17 protein-coding genes are annotated in these 18,106 nt (G+C 65.7%); 8 read left to right on the top strand and 9 right to left on the bottom strand.

Annotated elements, in window-relative coordinates; genetic code table 11:
* Positions 1 to 375 precede the first annotated feature (375 nt).
* Entirely contained in the window at positions 376 to 540 is a 165-nt protein-coding gene (locus GIW81_RS12210) for a hypothetical protein (RefSeq protein ID WP_154739439.1), read from the top strand.
* Between the two features lie 50 nt (positions 541 to 590).
* Here the strand turns inward: GIW81_RS12210 and GIW81_RS12205 are convergent, their stop codons facing one another.
* Positions 591 to 1,586, bottom strand: coding sequence for a hypothetical protein (locus GIW81_RS12205; RefSeq protein WP_154739438.1), 996 nt, complete (start codon positions 1,584 to 1,586; stop codon positions 591 to 593).
* Positions 1,587 to 1,789: 203 nt separating this feature from the next.
* Positions 1,790 to 4,723 carry a preprotein translocase subunit SecA gene (gene secA / locus GIW81_RS12200; protein ID WP_154739437.1) on the bottom strand — a complete coding sequence of 978 codons (2,934 nt, stop codon included), beginning with the start codon at positions 4,721 to 4,723 and terminating at the stop codon, positions 1,790 to 1,792.
* A gap of 407 nt (positions 4,724 to 5,130) precedes the next feature.
* On the opposite strand from secA, the gene GIW81_RS12195 reads away from it, so the two are divergent.
* The 4 genes from GIW81_RS12195 to GIW81_RS12180 all read left to right on the top strand — a co-directional run bounded on the left by GIW81_RS12195 (position 5,131) and on the right by GIW81_RS12180 (position 9,622).
* Positions 5,131 to 6,141 (top strand): peptidylprolyl isomerase, encoded by a 1,011-nt coding sequence (locus tag GIW81_RS12195; RefSeq protein WP_229309156.1) that lies wholly within the window; start codon positions 5,131 to 5,133, stop codon positions 6,139 to 6,141.
* 469 nt (positions 6,142 to 6,610) lie between these two features.
* Positions 6,611 to 7,645, top strand: a complete 1,035-nt coding sequence (locus tag GIW81_RS12190; protein ID WP_324614994.1) for a MerR family transcriptional regulator — start codon at positions 6,611 to 6,613, stop codon at positions 7,643 to 7,645.
* A gap of 59 nt (positions 7,646 to 7,704) precedes the next feature.
* Positions 7,705 to 8,952: a bifunctional glutamate N-acetyltransferase/amino-acid acetyltransferase ArgJ gene (gene argJ / locus GIW81_RS12185; protein WP_154739436.1), complete on the top strand. Its 1,248-nt coding sequence runs from the start codon at positions 7,705 to 7,707 to the stop codon at positions 8,950 to 8,952.
* 16 nt (positions 8,953 to 8,968) lie between these two features.
* A complete protein-coding gene (locus tag GIW81_RS12180; protein ID WP_154739435.1) occupies positions 8,969 to 9,622 on the top strand; it encodes a thiopurine S-methyltransferase in 654 nt (217 codons plus the stop codon).
* Positions 9,623 to 9,695: 73 nt separating this feature from the next.
* Here the strand turns inward: GIW81_RS12180 and GIW81_RS12175 are convergent, their stop codons facing one another.
* Together GIW81_RS12175 and GIW81_RS12170 are read right to left on the bottom strand one after the other, a co-directional pair.
* Positions 9,696 to 9,899 carry a hypothetical protein gene (locus tag GIW81_RS12175; RefSeq protein WP_154739434.1) on the bottom strand — a complete coding sequence of 68 codons (204 nt, stop codon included), beginning with the start codon at positions 9,897 to 9,899 and terminating at the stop codon, positions 9,696 to 9,698.
* Positions 9,900 to 10,038: 139 nt separating this feature from the next.
* Entirely contained in the window at positions 10,039 to 10,845 is an 807-nt protein-coding gene (locus GIW81_RS12170) for a cyclase family protein (protein WP_154739433.1), read from the bottom strand.
* 191 nt (positions 10,846 to 11,036) lie between these two features.
* Between GIW81_RS12170 and GIW81_RS12165 the strand changes: the two genes are divergently transcribed.
* Entirely contained in the window at positions 11,037 to 12,095 is a 1,059-nt protein-coding gene (locus GIW81_RS12165) for a D-alanyl-D-alanine carboxypeptidase family protein (protein ID WP_195930523.1), read from the top strand.
* A gap of 9 nt (positions 12,096 to 12,104) precedes the next feature.
* On the opposite strand, the gene gshB is transcribed toward GIW81_RS12165, so the two are convergent.
* Positions 12,105 to 13,043, bottom strand: coding sequence for a glutathione synthase (gshB, locus tag GIW81_RS12160; protein WP_154739431.1), 939 nt, complete (start codon positions 13,041 to 13,043; stop codon positions 12,105 to 12,107).
* A 785-nt stretch (positions 13,044 to 13,828) separates the two neighbouring features.
* Between gshB and GIW81_RS12155 the strand changes: the two genes are divergently transcribed.
* Positions 13,829 to 14,503 carry a hypothetical protein gene (locus GIW81_RS12155; RefSeq protein WP_154739430.1) on the top strand — a complete coding sequence of 225 codons (675 nt, stop codon included), beginning with the start codon at positions 13,829 to 13,831 and terminating at the stop codon, positions 14,501 to 14,503.
* Here GIW81_RS12155 and GIW81_RS12150 read toward each other — a convergent pair.
* The 3 genes from GIW81_RS12150 to rsmI are packed head-to-tail and all read right to left on the bottom strand — an operon-like array spanning position 14,463 to position 16,089.
* Positions 14,463 to 14,783, bottom strand: a complete 321-nt coding sequence (locus GIW81_RS12150) for a transposase (RefSeq protein WP_195930522.1) — start codon at positions 14,781 to 14,783, stop codon at positions 14,463 to 14,465. The genes GIW81_RS12155 and GIW81_RS12150 overlap by 41 nt on opposite strands.
* A gap of 17 nt (positions 14,784 to 14,800) precedes the next feature.
* Positions 14,801 to 15,184, bottom strand: a complete 384-nt coding sequence (locus GIW81_RS12145; protein WP_154739428.1) for a YraN family protein — start codon at positions 15,182 to 15,184, stop codon at positions 14,801 to 14,803.
* The gene (gene rsmI / locus GIW81_RS12140; protein ID WP_154739427.1) at positions 15,184 to 16,089 is read right to left on the bottom strand and encodes a 16S rRNA (cytidine(1402)-2'-O)-methyltransferase; all 906 of its coding nucleotides are present in this window, start codon (positions 16,087 to 16,089) and stop codon (positions 15,184 to 15,186) included. The genes GIW81_RS12145 and rsmI overlap by 1 nt, the downstream gene beginning before the upstream one ends.
* 169 nt (positions 16,090 to 16,258) lie before the next feature.
* On the opposite strand from rsmI, the gene GIW81_RS12135 reads away from it, so the two are divergent.
* Positions 16,259 to 17,521 carry a penicillin-binding protein activator gene (locus tag GIW81_RS12135; RefSeq protein ID WP_154739426.1) on the top strand — a complete coding sequence of 421 codons (1,263 nt, stop codon included), beginning with the start codon at positions 16,259 to 16,261 and terminating at the stop codon, positions 17,519 to 17,521.
* On the opposite strand, the gene GIW81_RS12130 is transcribed toward GIW81_RS12135, so the two are convergent.
* Entirely contained in the window at positions 17,518 to 17,907 is a 390-nt protein-coding gene (locus GIW81_RS12130) for a hypothetical protein (protein ID WP_154739425.1), read from the bottom strand. The two genes, GIW81_RS12135 and GIW81_RS12130, sit on opposite strands and share 4 nt — an antisense overlap.
* Positions 17,908 to 18,106: the final 199 nt, after the last annotated feature.

The following is an 18,106-nucleotide window of genomic DNA, read 5'->3' as shown; positions in this document are numbered from 1 at the left end:
TCCGTCGCGCTGAAGCGCCGCTTCTCCGACGTGAGCCTTGTCGGCTCCGCCGTCCGCCGGCGCGGCACCCACGTCATCAAGCGGTACGTCATCTATCGCCTCGCACAGCCGGTGTCCCCGGTCCTCGACGCGGTAGGGCAGTAGACGGGAATGGTCGTCATCTCTAGCCCACTCGCCGTACGGCCGTGCGTGGTGGACCGAGGCTGAAGGGATATGCCGCCTTATGCAGAAGGGCGGCGATCACGACACAGTCAAGCGCCGCGCCTCGCGTGCCCACGGCGGATTCCGCGCCGTGGATTGGGCGCGATCGCCACTGGCCTTGGTCGCGCGTCCCGTCCTATTCGTGCTGCGCGGGTAGCTGTAGGGGGGAGTTCTATGACTTTCGAGGGCGCGACGACCTTCGCTGAAGGCTCAGAGCAGATTGCCATTCAGGTTCCACGAAAGCTCGATGGTGAGAGAGGAACTGCTTCCCGGAAGCACTTTCTCGACGCCTACGCCGAGCACCTAGAAGCGCTGCAGCGCGACCGCTCGAAGAAGTGATCTCGGCGCAAGAACTGCCAGCTCCATCCTGCCGCGCGCCGCTGCCAGTCTCACCGCGTACAAATCGGCGTTGGCCGCGGCGGCGGCGGCGGGTGGTTCTTTTCGTAGCGCGCAAGGATCGGCTCGAGGGTCTCCTTTGACCAAAACTTCGGGGAGCGGATTTCTCTCAAGCAGGAGGCGTTCCAATACAATCCGGCGCCCGACGGCGACCGGCGAGCCTTCACCGCTTGGATGACGGCGTCGATGTCCGATGATTCCGGATAGACGTAGAGCGCTGCCGGCTTGTCCTTCAACATGGCGACGATTTGCTCGGCGTCCGCCGGCGACCAACTGGTGCAGCCGCTGCTGCGCCCGTCGGCGTAGTTCTCCACCGTCCCGAACGGAACGTAGCCCTTCTGGTCGGCGTACGGGCTGTCCGGCTTTTTGCGAAGACACATTCCCCTCAGCAGTACGGCCGCGTGACCACCGATCTCGCGCGGTCGGGCGTTTGCAGTTTCGCCTTCGCCGTCAAACTGCACGAACGAGCGTACCAGCGCCGCGTGCCGTCCTCCCGATACGGGGTAATAGCCCTTGAAGGACGTGATCTGCTCACTCGTTACGTAGGCTCCGCCGGTCGTCAGCCTGGAGCCCATCGCATTGCCGAAATTCTTCGCGCACCGTTTGCCGTTGGCGAAATTTCCGATGCCGGGGAGACGGCGGCCGCCGCCGTGACCGGACGACATCGCGCGGAACGACCGATCGGCCTCGCAGATGACGTAAAACCGGCGCCCTGCATTGCCCAAGGCGTGGGGGCGGGTTGCATCCATGGCGAAGTAGCAGGGATTCTTGGCCACGCCCTCGCGCGTCTTCCGCAGGTGGAGCGCGCGTGCCCTTTCGAGGACTACGGGGGCGATTTGACCGTCGCCATCTCCGATATGAGCCCATAACCAGGCCGGAACATCCGACGGCTGCTCCGCCGCCAAGGATCCGATCGAACTCGGCAGAGCGGCGGCGGTGAGAAGGCCGACGATGTAGACGACATCGAGAAGGCGCGATCGTTGCTGCAAGAGATTAGTTCTCCTCTCGAAGCATTGGCCTCTCCATAGGTCGTCAGACACGGGCCAAACGGCGCATCATGGTCCAAGCCTCGCGGCGCGCGGACTAACCTGCGGGATTCATTGTGGCGCCGAGATGATGCGGCCTAGAGCCGGATTGCGGACCACGGCCGCTACCCCCCTCGCGGCGGCCTACCGATTTGTGGACGGCAGGTCTAATCCGCCTTGCCGTGGCAGTGCTTGTACTTCTTGCCCGAGCCGCACGGGCAGAGCGCGTTGCGCGCCACGCGGCCCCAGGTCGCCGGGTCCGTCGGATTGACCGCGGTCGGCGCCTTGCGCGTCTGCAGCGGCGGCCGGCGGTCGGGTGCCGGACCGCTCGGCCCGCGCTGCTCGGCAGCGATCGCCGCGTCGGCCAGCGCCAGCTCGTCGAGGCCGGAGAACGGATCGATGTGGCTGGCGTACATTTCCGGCAGTTCGACCGGCTGCATGCCGCCCTGCGCCTCGGGCGAGGCAAGCTCGACGTGCATCAGCTGGCCGGTGACGGCCTCGCGCAGGTTGGCGAGCATCGCCTCGAACAGCACGAACGCCTCGCTCTTGTACTCATTGAGCGGATCGCGCTGGCCGTAGGCGCGGAAGCCGATGACCTGCCGCAGATGCTCGAGCGTGACGAGATGCTCGCGCCACAGGTGGTCGAGCGTCTGCAGGAGCACCATCTTCTCGATCTGGCGGACGTTGTTCTCTCCGAGCTCGGTCGCCTTGCGGGCCGCCTTCTCGTCGACCTCCTTCAGGATGCGCTCGGCGATTTCCTGATCGGCGATGCCTTCCTCGTCGGCCCATTCGGCGATCGGCAGGTCGATGCCGAACACGCCGTTGATCGCCTCGCGCAGCGCCGCCGTGTTCCACTGCTCGGCGTAGGCCGACTCGGGGATGTGCGTGCGCACCAGCTCCTGCACCAGCTGGTGGCGCATATCCTTGACGGTATCGGAGACATCCTCCTCGTGCATGATGTCGATGCGCTGCTCGAATATGACCTTGCGCTGATCGTTCATCACGTCGTCGTACTTGAGGATCTGCTTGCGGATGTCGAAGTTGCGCGCCTCGACCTTCTTCTGCGCCATCTCGAGCGACTTGTTCATCCACGGGTGGGTGATCGCCTCGCCATCCTGCAGTCCGAGCGTCTTCAGGACGCTGTCCATGCGGTTGGAGCCGAAGATGCGCATCAGATCGTCGTCGAGCGCCAGATAGAACTTGGAACGGCCGGGGTCGCCCTGACGGCCGGAACGGCCGCGCAGCTGGTTGTCGATGCGCCGGCTTTCGTGGCGCTCGGTGGCGAGCACGTAGAGGCCGCCGGCTTCCAGTGCCTGCTTCTTCTTCTCGGCGACGTCGGCCTGCAGCGCCTCCCGCTTTTTGGCGATCTCGGCCTCTTCGGGCTCGCGGCCGGCCTCGCGCTCGGCGGCGACCCACTCCTTGAGCCGGGCCTCGGCGTTGCCGCCGAGCTGAATGTCGGTGCCGCGGCCGGCCATGTTGGTGGCGATGGTGACGCCACCCGGCACGCCCGCCTGGGCGACGATGAACGCTTCCTGCTCGTGGTAACGGGCGTTGAGCACCTGGTGCGGGATCGGGTCGGCGTTGCCTTTGGTGCGCGTGCCCATCTCGACCAGATAGGAGCCGATGTCGGACAGGTAGTCCTTGATGTCCTGCTCTTTCGGGCCCTTCATCTTGTCGGCGAGCGCCAGCGCGTTGCGGCCGAGCTCGGCGATGTACTTCTTGTCCTTGAGGAGCGCGGAGAGCTGCTCCGACTTCTCGATCGACACGGTGCCGACCAGGATCGGCTGGTTGCGGCGGCGGCAGTCGGCGATGGTCTGGACGATGGCGGCGTACTTCTCCTTCGCCGTCCGGTAGATCTCGTCGTCCTCGTCGGCGCGGCCGACGGGCATGTTGGTCGGGATCTCGACCACGTCGAGGCCGTAGATGTCGAGGAACTCGCTCGCCTCAGTGGAGGCCGTGCCGGTCATGCCGGCGAGCTTCTTGTAGAGGCGGAAATAGTTCTGGAAGGTGATCGAGGCCAGCGTCTGGTTCTCGGGCTGGATCTCGACGTGCTCCTTGGCCTCTAGAGCCTGGTGCAGGCCCTCCGAATAGCGCCGGCCCGGCATCATGCGGCCGGTGAACTCGTCGATGATGACGACCTGGCCGCCCTTCACGATGTAGTCGCGGTCGCGCAGGAACAACTTGTGCGCCTTGAGCGCCGAGTTGACGTGATGCACGAGCGAGACGTTCTCTATGTCGTACAGCGAGCCCTTCATCAGGCCGCGCTCGGCGAGGATGCCCTCGAAGCGCTCGTTGCCCGCCTCGGTGAGCGACACCTGCCGCTGCTTCTCGTCGAGCTCGAAGTCCTCGGCGCCGAGCACCGGAATGATCTCGTCGACCGCCTGATAGAGGTCGGCCTTGTCCTCGAGCGGACCGGAGATGATGAGCGGCGTGCGCGCCTCGTCGATCAGGATCGAGTCCACCTCGTCGACGATGGCGAACGAGTGGCCGCGCTGGACCATCTCCTCCTTGTCCATCTTCATGTTGTCGCGCAGGTAGTCGAAGCCGAGCTCGTTGTTGGTGCCGTAGGTCACGTCGCAGGCATAGGCCGCCTTGCGCTCCTCGTCGTCGATGCCGTGCACGATGACACCGACGGTGAGGCCGAGGAACTTGTAGACCTGACCCATCCACTCGGAGTCGCGTTGCGCCAGGTAGTCGTTGACGGTGACGACGTGCACGCCCTTGCCGGCGAGCGCATTGAGATACACGGGCAGCGTGGCGACGAGCGTCTTGCCTTCGCCCGTCTTCATCTCGGCGATCTTGCCCTCGTGCAGCACCATGCCGCCGATAAGCTGCACGTCGAAGTGGCGCTGGCCGAGCGTGCGCTTGGCGCCCTCGCGCACCGTCGCGAAGGCGGGGACGAGGATGTCGTCGAGCGAGGCGCCCTCGGCGAGCTGGTGGCGGAATTTGTCGGTGCGCATCCGCAGCTCGTCGTCGGTGAGCCGGGCTACGTCATCCTCGAGGGCATTGATCGCTTCGACGCGCGGTTGGTAACCCCTCACTCGGCGCTCGTTCGATGAGCCGAAAATCTTCGCCGCGAATCCGCCGATCGTCGAAAGCATTCAAATGTTCCCTAAATTCCGGGCTGGTGCCGGGAGGTAGTGGCATGGCGTTGCGGGTAGACCTGCTCGCGCCGGGTGGCCGTCAAGATCATCGCGTGTGACAGGATCCGCATACAGCAGACGGCCGCGATGGGCGTTATAAACGCCCATCACGCATGGAGTTCGGCCGCGGGGGAGAGATAAGGACCGCACCCTAGGCTTGTCAACGCATTGGAAACCGTCCTAGAGCCCGATGAATCGGCGAAAAATGCCTCGCCAACTGTCGAATTCTTAACTTGGCAGCCGCAGCTTGGCCCACTATCCATGGGCCCGCAGCCGGCCGGCTACGCCCGTTTCCAGTTGCACCAACGTGCAGCGCGCGGGCGCCGTCGCCTCCTTTCGGCCCGCCAACCAATCAGAGATCAGGCATGTATCGAGTTGTTCCGAATATGCGCGCCCTTGCGGGCTTCGCTCTCATCGCCGCAGCCGCACTCGCGGCGCATGGCACCGCCGCTTTTGCGCAGACTGCATCCAACGATACGGTCGTCGCCACGGTCGACGGCAAGAACATCACCGAAGGCGACCTAAAGCTCGCCGAGAGCGAGATCGGCCAGGAGCTCGCCCAGCTGCAGCCGGAAGTGAAGCGGCGCGCGCTCGTCGAATACCTCATCGACAATCAGCTGTTCGCCAACGCTGCCGAGGCCGCCAAGCTTCAGGACTCTCCCGAGTTCGCGAAGTACATGGCGTACTTGCGCATTCGCGCCCTGCGCGAGCAGTTCTTCGAGAAGACGTTGAAGGGCACCGTCAGCGAGGACGAGGCGAAGAAGATCTACAACGCGCGCGTCGCTGAGTTGAAGCCCGAGTGGGAGTTCGCCGCGCGCCATATCCTCGTCGACAGCGAGGAGAAGGCGAAGGAGCTGCGCGCCAAGATCGCCGGCGGCGCCGATTTCGCCGTGATCGCCAAGGAGAGCTCGACCGACAAGGGCTCGGCTGCACAAGGCGGTCTGCTCGGCTACTTCGGCTTGGGCCAGATGGTGCCCGAGTTTGAGACGCAAGTCGCCAAGATGCAGAAGGGCGAGCTGTCCGAGCCGGTGAAGACCCAGTTCGGCTGGCACATCATCAAGCTCGAGGATCGCCGCCAGAAGCCGCCGCCGGCCTTCGAGCAGGTGAAGGACACGATCATGAACTCGCTCGCCGTCCGCAAGGCGCAGGAGAAATCCGCCGAGCTGCGCGGCAAGGCGAAGGTCGACTACGTCGACGCCGGCATCAAGAAGATGGTCGAGGACCAGAAGAAGCAGCAGGCCGAAGCCATGGAAGCCGCCAAGAAGGCTGCCGAGCAGGGTGCCGCTCCTGGTGCGGCCCCCGCTGTCCCTCCGGCCCCTGGCGCCGCCCCGGCCACGCCGGCACCGGGCGCAACCCCGCCGGCCGCCAAGCCCTAAGCAAAGAACTCCGCACTGAATCCTGGTCGGGCCGCTCGCAGAAGCGGCCCGATTTGTTTCGGGGACAATCTTCTGCTGGAGGCAACGGAGACCTCGGGCGAACCGCAGGGCGGACGCGGTGCGCGCCGCGCCCACTCTTCACGTCATTCCCGCGGCATGGCGAAGCCATGCTTCGCATAAATATCGGGGGGAGGGTTCGCCAAGGTTGCCACACACAAACGTCATTCCCGCGCAGGCGGGAATGACGATTTTTGGGTGCGGGAACGTCGGCGGAATCTCCCGAATGAAAGGCGCTCGCGGACATGCAGGTTTGGCACCCTCGGGTTGCCCCGAGGACTTAGGGATCGGGCCGCTTGTAGAAGCGGCCCGATTTGTTTCGGGGACAATCTTATACTGGCGAAGATGCGGCTTGACCCGGCCCCTGGGGGCGCCTCGATAAGAACGGCGCCAGCAACCGGGGAGCCGAATCGTGCGGTCATCCGATCACTACCTGCGCCCTTCCGAAGCCGCTGATCGGCTCGGCGTATCGACCAAGGCCCTGCGCGTCTACGAAGAGCGTGGTCTCGTTGCGCCCATCCGCACCGCGGCTGGCTGGCGGGCCTATGGTCCAGAAGAGATGGGGCGGCTGGCGGAAGTCGCGGCCCTTAGGGCGCTCGGCCTCAGCCTCGCCCAGATTGCGCGCGTCCTCGCTGGCGAGGCGCAAGACCTGGAACCTGCACTCGCTGCCCACCAAGCGACGCTCGAAGAGCGGGCCCGCTTGCTCGCCGGTACCGTGGCAAAGGTGCGCGCCCTGCGCGCCGACATCGCGCACGGCAAGATGCCGGCAATTGCCGAGCTCGCCCGGCTGACGCGCGCCGGCACCGAGGTCCAGGTTGCCTTCGACCTTCCCTGGCCCTGGGGTGGGGAGCGTTTCGAGCTGCGCGACATTCGCGCGCTGAACTACATCATCGGCCCGCTGGGCAGCGGCAAAACGCGTTTTGCGCAGCGCCTTGCGGAGGCGTTGCCCGACGCCATCTTCCTCGGGCTCGAACGGGCGACCGATGGTGCCGCGGAGGCGCGGTCGCGGCTCGCCGCCGATCCGATGCTCAAGGCGCGCATCGAGCGGACCCTGGCCTGGCTCATCGAGGACGGCGCGACGGTGTCGGACGCCCTCATGGCGTTGCTCGTCGGCTTGGAATCGGAAGGCCCGGCATACATCGTCGTCGACATGGTGGAGCAGGGCTTGGATCGCGCCACGCAGGAGGCTCTGATCGCGCACTTGCGGCGGCACCAACCCGGCAGCCGCCCGCTGTTCCTGCTCACGCGGTCGTCGGCGATACTCGATCTCGCCGCGATCGGCCCCGACGAGACGATCATCCTCTGTCCCGCCAATCACAGCCCACCGACCCACGTCGCGCCGTACCCTGGCGCCCCCGGCTACGAGGCGGTAGCCACCTGCCTGGCGCCGCCCGAGGTTCGGGCGCGGACCGAAGGTGTCATCGCCTGGCGACCCGAGGTGGCGTAAAGATTGGCCGCGCGCGATAAGGTCGCGCGCGAATCTCCTGCAACGCTCCGGAGCCGACCATGGGCAAGCCCGCCCCACCCTCACCGTTCGCCCCCGCCTCGCTGCCCGACGTGCCGCTGGTGCCGGGCGTGCGCTTCGCCACGGCCGAGGCCGGCATCCGCTACCAGGGCCGCACCGACCTGTTGCTCGGCGTGTTCGCGCCCGGCACCGAGGTGGCCGGCGTGCTGACGCGCTCCAAGACGCGCTCGGCGCCGGTCGATTGGTGCGCCATCGGCCTGCGCGACGGCAAGGCGCGGGCGCTGGTCGTCAATTCCGGCAACGCCAACGCCTTTACCGGCAAGAAGGGTATGGAGACGGTGGTGATCACCGCCGACGCGGCTGCGGCTGCCGTCGGCTGCCCACCCGGCGAAGTGTTCATCGCCTCGACCGGCGTCATCGGCGAGCCGCTCGACGCCGGCAAGTTCGCGCATCTCCTCGGCAAGCTCGCGGGCGAAGCGAAGGCCGACGCCTGGCACGCCGCAGCGCGCGCCGTCATGACCACCGACACCTTCCCCAAGCTCGCGACGCGAACGGCGAAGATCGGCGGCGTCGAGGTCGTGATCAACGGCTTCTGCAAAGGGGCGGGCATGATCCAGCCGGACATGGCGACGATGCTCTGCTTCGTCTTCACCGATGCGCCCATCGCCGCGCCGGCCCTGCAAACGCTCGTCGCCGACAGCGCCGACCGCACCTTCAACTGCGTGACGATCGACGGCGACACCTCGACGAGCGACACGTTGCTCGTGTTCGCGACCGGCGAAGCCGAGAAGCGCGACTGCCCGCGCATCGCCGAGCCGACCGATCCGCGCATTGCCGATTTCGCCGCCGCCCTGCACAGCCTGCTGCGCGAGCTTGCCATCCTCGTCGCCAAGGACGGCGAGGGCATCACCAAGTTCGTGACCATCGAAGTGGAAGGCGCGGAGGACGACCGCGCCGCGCGCCGCATCGGGCTCGCCATCGGCAACTCGCCGCTGGTCAAGACCGCCATCGCCGGCGGCGACGCCAACTGGGGCCGCGTCGTCATGGCGGTCGGCAAGGCGGGCGAGGCGGCCGACCGCGACAAGCTGTCGATCCGCTTCGGCGACATTCTCGTGGCGCACGAAGGCGAGCGCGCCCCCACATACCGCGAGGAAGAGGTCGCGCTCTACATGCAGCGGCCGGAGATCGTCCTGCGCGTCGACCTCGGCATCGGCGATGGGCGCGCGACGGTGTGGACCTGCGATCTGACGCACGGCTACATCGACATCAACGCCGACTATCGCAGCTAAGCGAAGGACAAGGCGCATGGATCACGAGTTCTGGCTCGAGCGCTGGAAGACGCAGGACATCGGCTTTCATCAGCCGCAGTTCGACCCGGCGCTGGACAAGTTCTGGTCGCGACTCGCGGTGCCGGCCGGCGCGCGCGTGTTCGTACCTTTGTGCGGCAAAAGCCTCGACATGCAGTGGCTGGCCGAGCATGGACATGCCGTCGTCGGCGCCGAGCTGAGCGAGCAGGCGGTCGGTGAATTTTTCGCCGAGCGCGAGCTGGTCCCGACTGTCCGCCACGAGGCGAACTTCACCGTCAAGTCATCGGGTCCATACGAGATCTGGATCGGCGATTTCTTCGGGTTGCCGGAGTCGGCCGTCGCCGGCGTCGCCGGGGTCTACGACCGCGCCGCGCTCGTCGCCCTGCCCGCCAGCATGCAAGACCAATATGCCGACAAGCTCAAGGCGCTCCTGCCTAAGGCTCCCATCCTGCTCATCACCGTCGACTACGATCAGCGCCAAATGAACGGACCGCCGTTCGCGACCTCGCCGAGGATGGTCGACGACCTGTTCTCCGATCGCTACGGGCGCATCGACCTCGTATCGAAGGATGTGCTCGCCGACCATCCGCACTTCCAGCAACGCGGCCTGACGGCGCTCACCGGCGCCGTCTCTCTGCTGCGCCCGCGCTAAACCTTCACTGTAAAAGAATCCGCCCGCCGTGCGGTGAAGCGCATGCGGGCGGAACGTCACTGGTTAGGCTTAGTTAGTGGCGATGGCCGCGGTGGCCGTGGCTGTAGCGCGGCCTGCACACCTGCACCCACTTCGAGCGCTTCTTGCCCCACGTCCACACGGTCTTCTTCACCATGTGGCAGCGGTAGCCGTCGCGCGGGCCGGCTTCCGCCGGGGTGGGAGCCGCAGCCATAGCGAGGGGCGCGGCAAGCACGGCCATCGCGAGAAAGTACTTCATGATCATCTCCTCATCTCTCTCTTGCTGCGTCAGGCGCCGTTGCGTTCGGCACTCTGCGTCAGCATGAGAGGAACGCCGCGCGTTGCTTCGCTCCGTCGCGGTGGCGCGCGATTATTTCGCGTTTATCTGCGGTTCATCTTCAGCGCGGCAGCAGCGCGATGACGCGCGCCGGTGCACCCGTGCCCTGCGCGATCTTCATCGGCAGCGCGACGACCCAGGCGCCCTTCGGCGGCAGCTGGTCGAGGTTCGTCAGGTTCTCGACGCCGATGACGTTGGCGGCACCCGCCGCCCGATGCACGAGGAAGTCTTTCGACGGTCCGTTATCGATGCTCGCCGTATCGACACCGATCACCGACACGCCGCGCGCGATCAGCAGGCGCACTGCGTCCGCCCCGTAAGAAGGAAAGTGCAGGTGGCTCGCATCGCCCGGCGTATCGTCGCCGAGGTAGGCGCGCTTGTCCGGCCAGCGGCTGCTCCATCCCGTGCGCAGGAGCACGATGGTGCCGGGCGCGATCTTGCCGTTGAGCGCCTCCCACGCCGTTACATCGGCGGGCTGCAACGTATAGTCGACATCGACCGCCGCCTTGGCGCTCACGTCGATGAACGCCGCCGGTCCCACCATGCGTTCGATCGGCAACGCGCCGACCGTCTTGCCCTCTTTGGCGAAATGGAACGGCGCGTCGACGTGCGTGCCGCCGTGCTCGGGCAGGCAGAACCGGTTCGCCGCATAGAAGAAGCCGCGCTCGGTCAGGCCGCGGTGTTCTTCGACCAGCTCGAATGTCTTCTTTTCCGTCGGCCAAAAGATTGTGTCGCGATCGATGGCGTGCGTGAGGTCGACGATCCGTGCCCCGGCAATGTTGAGGCCCTCAGCGTGAAGCGGCGGCGAGGCGGGGAGCACCGCCAAGGTCGCCGCGCAGGCGGCGGCAAATGCCAGGGTGAGGCGCATGTGTCACTCCATGAAATTGAACGCCGAGAATGCTTACAGTTGGCAAAAGGATGCCTTAAGCGCCACAAGCGGGCCAGACTGTCCGGCTACGGGCAATTTTGCCGGATGCCCGTTAGCGGGCTGACAATTGCCCCGGAGGTGCGCATACTCGCGCCGAAGGGGAATCAACGCCTTAGCGGAGAATGGGCGCCTTGGCGAAGGACGTGGGCATCGCGTTGACGGCAGCGCTGGCGGCCTGGGCTTTCTGCGGCCAGCCGGCAGTAGCAGGCTCGGCCTTGGTGTTCGACTACCAAGACGGGCATGTCCTCTACGCCGAGGACATCGACGCGCCGTGGTATCCGGCATCGCTGACCAAGATGATGACCGCCTATCTCGTGCTCACCGCCATCCGTGACAAGCGGGCGACGAAGGAATCGAAAGTCTTCATCTCGCCCGCCGCTTTCAAGCAGCCTCCGACACGGCTCGGCTTCAAGGTCGGCAAGGACATCACGATGGATCAGGCCTTGCGCGCGCTGATCATGCGCTCGGCCAACGACGTCGCCGTAGCGATCGCTGAGACACTCGGCGGCGACGAAGCGTCCTTCGTCAAGCAGATGAACCAGACCGCGTCGCAACTCGGCATGTCTCACACGCATTTCATCAACCCGCACGGGCTGCCGGCCGAGCAGCAGGTCACCACGGCGCGCGACATGGGGCTATTGTCACAGGCTCTGCTGCGCGACTTCCCGGAGGAGACGGCGCTCTACGCACTGACCCAGACGACGATCGGCAAGGCCGTCATCGGCACGCACAACGCCTTGCTCACCTCGTTCCCCGGCGGCGATGGCATCAAGACCGGGTACACCTGCGCTTCGGGTTACAATCTCGCGGCCAGCGCCACGCGCGACGGGCGCAAACTGATCGCTATCATATTGGGCGAGTCGAGCAGCAACGCCCGCACCGCGCGCGCCGCGGCAATGCTCGAGAACGGCTTCCGCACGCGAGCGTGGAAGACGTCATTCCCCATCGCCCGCATTGATAACTATCCGAGCGAGGTCGTAGGCGGGTTCGACCCCAGCCCGCAAATGTTGGCGAAGTTCAACGACTGCAAGGCGCCGCCGCCACCACCGCCGCAGGTCACAGCCAGCGCCGCGACTTCGGGCGCCGCTGCCACGCCCGGCGCCCCGTCGGCCGTGAAGAAAGTGTCGGCGACGAAGTCGTCGGGCAAAAAGAGCGTCAAGAAGCGGAAAAAGCGCGCCCCGATCGACTGATCGGAACGCCTAGACCTTCGCCTCGATCGCATCCCAGATCAGCGCCGCGATGTCGGCGCCGCCGAACTGCTTCACCTGGCGGATGCCGGTGGGCGAGGTGACGTTGATCTCGGTGAGATACGGCCCGATCACGTCGATGCCGGTGAACAGCAGCCCGCGCCTTTTCAGCTCCGGCCCCAGCCGCGCGCAGATCTCCTCCTCGCGCTTCGTCAGCTTGGTCGGCTTTGCCGTGCCGCCGACGTGCAGGTTGGAGCGCGTCTCGCCCGCGGGAGGCACGCGATTGATGGCGCCGGCGAACTCGCCGTCGACGAGGATGATGCGCTTGTCGCCGTCCTTCACCTCCGGCCGGTACTGCTGCACCATGAACGGCTCGCGGAACACGGTCTGGAACAGCTCGACCAGCGAGCCTGTGTTGGTGTCGTCCTTGGCGATGCGGAAGATGGCGGCGCCGCCGTTGCCGTAAAGCGGCTTCAGGATGACGTCGCCCATCTCCTTGCGGAACGCCTGCACGTCTTCCAGCGAGCGCGTGACGATGGTCGGCGGCATCAGGTCGAGGAAATCGAGGACGAAGATCTTCTCCGGCGCGTTGCGCACCTGCGCCGGGTCGTTGACCACCAGCGTCTTCGGATGGATGCGCTCGAGCAGATGCGTGGTGGTGATGTAGGCCATGTCGAACGGCGGGTCCTGACGCAGCAGCACCACGTCGCGCTTCGCCAGGTCCTCGACGCGCGGGCGCGTCAGCTTGTAGTGGCTGCCCTGCTTGTCCTGAACTTCGAGGGTATGTCCGCGCGCCAGCAGCTTGTCGCCGTGCAACGAGAGGTTCGGCGGCGTGTAGTAGAACAGGTTGTGGCCGCGCTTCTGTGCCTCGAGCAGGATGGCGAAGGTGGAATCGCCGCGGATGTCGATCCGCTCGATCGGGTCCATCTGGCAGGCAACGCGCAGGGGCATGAAGGCTCACTGAAAGGTTTGCGTCCCGGAGCACCCTATATGGTGCATCCCCACGAATTAACGGACTTAGGTAGCAATCCAAGCGGGGGGCAGATGTCGCGCCTGATCCGAAACATCTTGCGTCGGGCCGCAGAGCCTTCAACGAGCCGCGACATTGCCTTGCAGCTCATGTCCGAACGAGCATTGGACCAAGGCGACGACAAGCTCCTTCGTCTTATAACTAAGCGGGTGGGCGTGGCTCTCAGGGGGCCGCGGCACAGCGGAGGGGTGAAGGTGGAGCAACAAGTCGGTCAGTACCAGCCGCGGCGCTTGGCTGAAACCTTGTCCGGAACGGGGCGGTAGGCCCACTTATCCCAGGGTTGTCCTCTGAGCGCGGCCGCTTAAGTGGCCGTTATACATCATGTTTTACGATCGTTCGACCGAAGCTCGACTACCGGTGGTACCGGTCTCACGAGTCAACTATAGTCGCGCGGACGCGATTCCCGGCGGGTGTCAAGTGACTTTTGAGGCCAAATCTTGACAGGGGCGGGCTCGGATTATAAGCCCGCCAAATCGGAGGTTCTTAAAAATGTTCTTGGGCAGGCTAGCTCGCTGGCTGTCACTGCGTGACTACGACGACGCGGTGAAGCAGGCGCAGGCATCTATTATCCGGCGCTTTTCTCGCGGAAATGTTTGCATCCAAAATGGCGATGATGTCATAGACGAGACTGAGCTTAACGAGCTCAGGTCTGAGGGCGACCGCGCCGCCGCTAATTTGCGCGCACACAAACTGACGGTTTCGAACCATGGTTCATATTACGGACTTCGCCGACAAGCTTAAGGAAATTCGGCTCGAATGGGACAAGGCCGAAAGCAGCATAAAAATCGCGGAACAGATAAATAACCAAGTAGTCTTCCCCGCAGTCAAAGAGTTGAGGTACGCAGGGCGTCGGATTGTCGACGCTCTTGCTAATTGTGCCACGGCGGGAGACGAGAGTGCAATACGCGCCCTGTTGGACGATGCTCTGTTCGACTGTTATAGGGCGCGCCACGACGCAATCGATGCGGCCATATCGAAAATCTCCACTCACTTGGACGCAGTCACGAGCAAGCTCGGTTACAGCGCGCTCACGGTCGGTTTTCCGGAGTTCAGCGCGCTCTATGACGAGCTAGGTAAAGCGCAGGAGGTAGTCGCCTCTTCGCGCGGGATGCGAAGCGACCGTGATAAACTCTATGTGGCCATAGAGTCTGTGAATATGCCGCCGCTCGTGGCGCTCTACCGAAAGTTCAAGAGTTCCGAACCTGTTATGCGCGGCCTTGCTCGCGAAGAGCGGATCACTAAGCTGATCACGATCGGTTCCGCGACCCTGATAGGGCTGGCGGCATTGATAGTTGCGATATGGCAGCTATCTATCACTTCCCCCGCTGCCAATACCCCTTCTACGCCCTCGAAACCGGATACGTCATCGCAAGCGAAATGACGCGCTTGGTCAGCGTACCGTTTTCTAGCCGCCGGTGATCTTCCGTCAAGCCGTGTGCAGCGTACTGATGCAGTTGGCGCGGCGAGACGTGATGGTGCTGCCCGTCCACCATCCGGCGCAGGCGAGCTAAAAAACTTTCAGCTTGGTCCGTGCAGGCTTCATTGAGCGAATACGCTTCGCTGTGGTTGATGCGCTGCGTTTGGAACTTGGCGTGAAGTGCGTCCCAATGGCTGGCCCCAACAACACTTCTCCAAAGCGTGCGGTCGGATCGAGAGCCCACATTGGCTGCACGGAACTCTAAAGCCCGTTCGGGATGTGGCGGGGCCAGCGGCGCGGGATAAGCAGCACGAGATCGTAGCCCTGCTCGTGGCCGTGATAGCGCGGCCGGTACGCCAGCCAATAGTCGGCGGCATTGCGGATGCGCGCCGCCTGCTGCCCGGAGACGGCCGCCTCGGCATCCGTGCGCGTCAGCCGCCGCTTCACCTCAACGAACGCCAGACGCTTGCCGCGCACGGCGATGATGTCGATCTCGCCGGCGCGCGTCTTCACGTTGCGCCCGAGGATGCGATAACCCTTGGCCATCAGCGCCGCGGCGGCGATGAGCTCGGCGAACCGCCCGCGCCGCAACCGCGCCCGCCGCTCGTCGGTTCCCGGAAGCCGGCGGGGCGGCGCTGATGGCATCACAGCTCCTTGCGCAGCTTGATGCCCAGGTCGTAGACGCGGCCCTTGGGGACGCCAAGGATATCCGCAATAAGCTTCGCCGCATCACGCAAGCTCATGTCGCCAAGCGCAGGAATGAGGCGACCCACAATGTCCTCGTCGCTGACGTCTGCGGCGAGCGGCGGGCCGACCAGGATCACCGCCTCGCCCTTCATCGTCTTCCCATCGAGCTCGGCGGCGAGCTGATCGAGCGGCGCACGCCGCACCTCCTCGTGCAATTTGGTGAGCTCGCGCGCCAGCGCCGCCGGGCGCGGCCCGAGCACGGCGGCGAGGTCGGCGACCGCCTCCGCCACGCGCGACGGCGCCTCGAAGAACACGAGCGTCGCCGGCGCCGCCGCAAGCTCGGCGATGCGCGTCCGCCGCGCCGCGCTCTTTGGCGGCAGGAAGCCGGCGAACAGGAACGCATCCGTCGGCAAACCGCCGACGGCGAGCGCCGTTAGCGCCGCCGAGGCGCCCGGCAGCGCCTCGACCCGGTGTCCGGCGTCGATCGCGTCGCGCACCAGCTTCCAGCCCGGATCGGAAATGAGCGGGGTTCCCGCGTCGGAGATGAGCGCAATGCGCTTGCCCTCGCTGAGGTTGGCGAGAACACGCGGCCGCTCCTTCGCCGCGTTGTGCTCATGGTAAGGCCTTGTCGGCGTGCCGATGGCGAAATGGGCGAGCAGCGTGCGGCTGTGGCGCGTGTCCTCGCACAGCACGACGTCGGCGCGCGCCAGCACGGCGATGGCGCGCAGCGTGATGTCGCCGAGGTTGCCGATGGGCGTGGCGACGACGTAGAGGCCCGGGGCCAGATCGGCCTTCAGGTGCCGCCCGATCTCGTCGGCGGCGGAGGCCATGATCGCGCTCGGATTTGCCTCGGCTCCGCTCATGCTGGCCAAACTCTTTTTTGCCTGCGGCGTCGATTGTTTAGGATAGTTGCGGGTAGGCACTTTTCGACAGGTTATCGACGGTCTACCAGTCAGGAGTGAGTCGTTACACTGTTCCTGCCGCCGGAGCCACTTTGCGCCAGGAGCAGGGCAGGCGCACGGGGGGCCAAACTTGACGCGGATCGGGCTGCAGCAAGCCACGGCGAGCGGGCGCAAGCGCGCCGGCGCCATGGCTATGCTCGCCATCCTGCTCGCCGGCTGCTCGACCGGTGGCGGTTCCGCCGAGCCGCCTACGGCTGCGCTCGCACCGGCACCGGGACAAAGCCAAGGTCAAATCCGCGCGCCGGTCAAGATCGCGCTGCTCTTGCCGATGGGTGGCATGGGCGAGACCGCGGCCATCGCCAAGAACCTGAAGCAAGGCGCCGAGATGGCGCTGTTCGAGCTCAACGACCCGAATGTCGAGCTGATTACCAAGGACGATGGCGGCACCGCCGCCGGCGCCCGCGCCGCGGCCGATGCGGCCATCAAGGAAGGCGCCGAGATCATCGTCGGGCCGCTGCTGTCGCAGGCCGTGACCGGCGTCGCCCCCGTCGCGCGGCAGGCCAACGTGCCGGTGCTCACCTTCTCCAACAACAGCGCGGTCGCCGGCCAGGGCGTCTACCTCGTCAACTTCCTCGCCGAGCAGGAGGCCGAGCGGATTATCTCGTTCGCCGCCGCGAACGGGAAGCGCCGCTTCGCCGCGCTCATCCCGGACGACGCCTATGGCGCCGTGATCGAGGCCGCTTTCCGCCGCTCGGTGCAGAACAACGGCGGCACGGTGTCGGTGGTCGAGCGCTACCCTCTAGCCGCCAACGGCATGCTGGCGCCGGCCAAGCGCGTTGTCGAGGCCATCAAGGCCGCCGAGGCGCAAGCCGCGCCGGTCGACGCACTGTTCCTCCCCGGCGGGCAGGACTCGTTGCCGAAGATCGGGCCGGTGATCGCCTACTCGGGGCTCGACACCACCAAGGTGAAGCTGCTCGGCACCAGCGCCTGGGACTACCCCGCGATCAGCCGCGAAACCGCATTTATCGGCGGCTGGTATCCGGGCTCCGACCCGCTCGCCTGGCGCTCGTTCGCCGAGCGCTTCGCCAAGACCTTCGGCACGGCCCCGCCGCGTATCGCCTCCGTCGCCTACGACGCGGTGGGCTTCGCCATCGGCCTGTCGACCAACCCGCCCGGCAGCCGCTTCACCCAGGCGAACCTGACGCGCACCAACGGCTTCTCGGGCGTCGACGGCATCGTGCGCTTCCAGCCCAACGGGTTGAGCGAGCGCGGACTTGCGGTGCTCGAGGTGCAGAAGTTCGGCGCGACAGTAGTCGATGCCGCACCGGCGAGCTTCGAGGCGACGAAGATCTCCGCCGCCGATCAGACCGGCTCGATCGGCAAGCCGAATTAGGCGGCGAGCGCCTTGCGGTAGCGCTCGGGCGAGGGGCGATCGGCCTCGGCGAGGATCGCCCGCAGGCCGGAGACGTCCGCCGGGAGCGCCATGGCCGGACGCAGATCGTTCAGCAGCTGGGTCAGGGCATAGTCGGCAGAGTCGAGCTGCCGGGCCGCGGCCGCGTGCAGGCTCTTGACCCGCTCGAAGCTCGCCAGCGCCGCGGTGATCACACCGGTCGCCCGGCGCCAGCAGTCCTCGACCGTCAGCCCCAGCGGCTCGACAGACCGCGACGCAGCGCTCGGCGCGCGCGCCGGAACGTCGCCCAGCGCCAGGCTGGTCCATAGGCTGCCGGCCAGTGTGCCGTAGGCGAAAAAGTTGCGGAGCATTGTGATGCGGGCCGTCATCGCGTTCTGCATTCGGGTTGCATGAGCATTTGCCGCCGGCACGAGCTCATGAAGCGCACGCGATACGGCATTCACGGCCGGCATGGCGAGAAGGCTGAACTTATTCGTCAGATTTGCCAATAGGTTCTCTGTGTATGCTCGCATGGTGTGTTCTTTGCGCGACTGATGCCTCTGCACCTATTGCGTAATGTTTTCAGAC

This window comes from Hyphomicrobium album, assembly GCF_009708035.1.
In the GTDB taxonomy this organism is placed as follows: Bacteria; Pseudomonadota; Alphaproteobacteria; order Rhizobiales; family Hyphomicrobiaceae; genus Hyphomicrobium_A; species Hyphomicrobium_A album.
Note: the sequence above shows the minus strand (reverse complement) of the source record. Positions and strands in the feature narration are given on the sequence as shown.